The organism is Stutzerimonas stutzeri, from assembly GCF_024448935.1.
In the GTDB taxonomy this organism is placed as follows: Bacteria; Pseudomonadota; Gammaproteobacteria; order Pseudomonadales; family Pseudomonadaceae; genus Stutzerimonas; species Stutzerimonas stutzeri_AO.
Genome location: NZ_JAMOIE010000225.1, coordinates 1 through 1,362, shown reverse-complemented (window position 1 = coordinate 1,362; position 1,362 = coordinate 1). Strand labels below are relative to the sequence as shown.

Sequence of the window (1,362 nt, the reverse complement as noted above, 5' to 3'; positions counted from 1 at the left end):
TGACCACCTTGGCGCCCCGGTGCTGCGGATCACCTTCGTATCGCGAACCGGCCACATCCGTCACCCCACCACCGAAACCGCCCCCACCCTCCCGAACGTCGGAATACGCCTTCGGCTATTCCAACCTACGTTGACGGGACACCGCGGATCGCGGTACGGCGGATCGCTTTCCGTATTTTCCGTATGATGGAACCGCGGTACGGCGAAGCGCATACGCCCACTGGCCGAACACCTCGGTGGTCGGAATCTTATCGTGTTGGACATTATCGAAGGGCATCTCTCGGGCACCTTGACCAAGGGCCATTGAGGCCGTGACCAGGTGAAACCCGCGCGGTTTGCGTAGCGTCGACTTCCGATCCGATGAGCCGGGCATCGGTGGCATTGCCTGCCGCGTTCGGCGGGTGCCCTCCCTACCTCGGACCGAACAGCCCAACGGGGACTATTCGACCCTCTGTTGCCAGCGATCCGGATTTTGCCGTGTGTGCAGGCATGCCACGATTACTATGGCATCGGGCTCGATGCTATAGATCAAGGCATAGGGGAAACGACGCAACAATGCCCGGCGGGCCGTGTCAAACACGATCTGGTAATACTCCGGGTTGCGCTCGATGCTCGCGAGGCTCGCCTCCACTGCTCGTATAAAATCGCTACCAAGCCCGGGGGCACAGGCCTCATACCAGTCGATTGCTGCTTCGAGCTCCGCCTCGACCTCTGGCCGCAGTCGAATGCTCTTGCTCATCCCAAGCGGGACCATAGGCGACCGCGGATGGTTTCCCAGTCCTGAGCGTCGCCTGGCTTTTCGCGGTAGGCGTCGAGGCGTCGCAGCACTTCCTGACGCTGCTGTGCCGAGAGCGGTGGCGCATTATCGGGCTGCGCAGCCACGCTATCCCAAAGATCCTCCGCCAGCTGAATACGCTCCGCCGGGGAGAGCTTGAGCAGTTCGCTGGCAAAGATGGCTGTGGTAGAGGAAGCACCGGACATTATTTCGACTCCCAAGATTCGTTAGCCTGACCGCATGCTAACACGGTGTCCCCACCCGGTTAATTTGGAAGCGATACGATACAGGCTTCCACCTGGATCGTCGGAATACGCCTTCGGCTATTCCAACCTACGTTGACGGGACACCGCGCAACACGGTAAACGCGGTGCGGCGGATCGCTTTGCGTATGATGGATCGCCGATGCGCGGTACCGCACCGCCTGACACTAAAATATTGCAAATCCGCTTGCACAAAGACAGCAAAGCCATCACCGTAACGACAGATGTCATTACAACGAGGGTTCATCAATGGCCTCCATCAATGTTCGGATTGACGATGATCTTAAAGCGCGTGCCTATCGTGAGCTGGACCGGTTAGGCGTA

General features: G+C 59.3%; 3 protein-coding genes. 1 reads left to right on the top strand and 2 read right to left on the bottom strand.

Annotated elements, in window-relative coordinates; all coding sequences use genetic code 11:
* Positions 1–439 precede the first annotated feature (439 nt).
* Both NA637_RS25000 and NA637_RS24995 read right to left on the bottom strand, forming a co-directional pair.
* On the bottom strand, positions 440–739 hold the full coding sequence (locus NA637_RS25000) for a type II toxin-antitoxin system RelE/ParE family toxin (protein WP_256075253.1): 300 nt from the start codon (positions 737–739) through the stop codon (positions 440–442).
* Entirely contained in the window at positions 736–981 is a 246-nt protein-coding gene (locus NA637_RS24995; RefSeq protein ID WP_256075252.1) for an addiction module protein, read from the bottom strand. The genes NA637_RS25000 and NA637_RS24995 overlap by 4 nt, the downstream gene beginning before the upstream one ends.
* A gap of 306 nt (positions 982–1,287) precedes the next feature.
* Between NA637_RS24995 and NA637_RS24990 the strand changes: the two genes are divergently transcribed.
* The coding region (locus NA637_RS24990; RefSeq protein ID WP_256075262.1) for a type II toxin-antitoxin system RelB/DinJ family antitoxin at positions 1,288–1,362 on the top strand (75 nt) is incomplete at its 3' end.

Bases quoted from the DNA above. Each gene is read 5' to 3' on its own strand.
- NA637_RS25000 (WP_256075253.1), bottom strand. From the start codon at position 739: ATGAGCAAGAGCATTCGACTGCGGCCAGAGGTCGAGGCGGAGCTCGAA.
- NA637_RS24995 (WP_256075252.1), bottom strand. From the start codon at position 981: ATGTCCGGTGCTTCCTCTACCACAGCCATCTTTGCCAGCGAACTGCTC.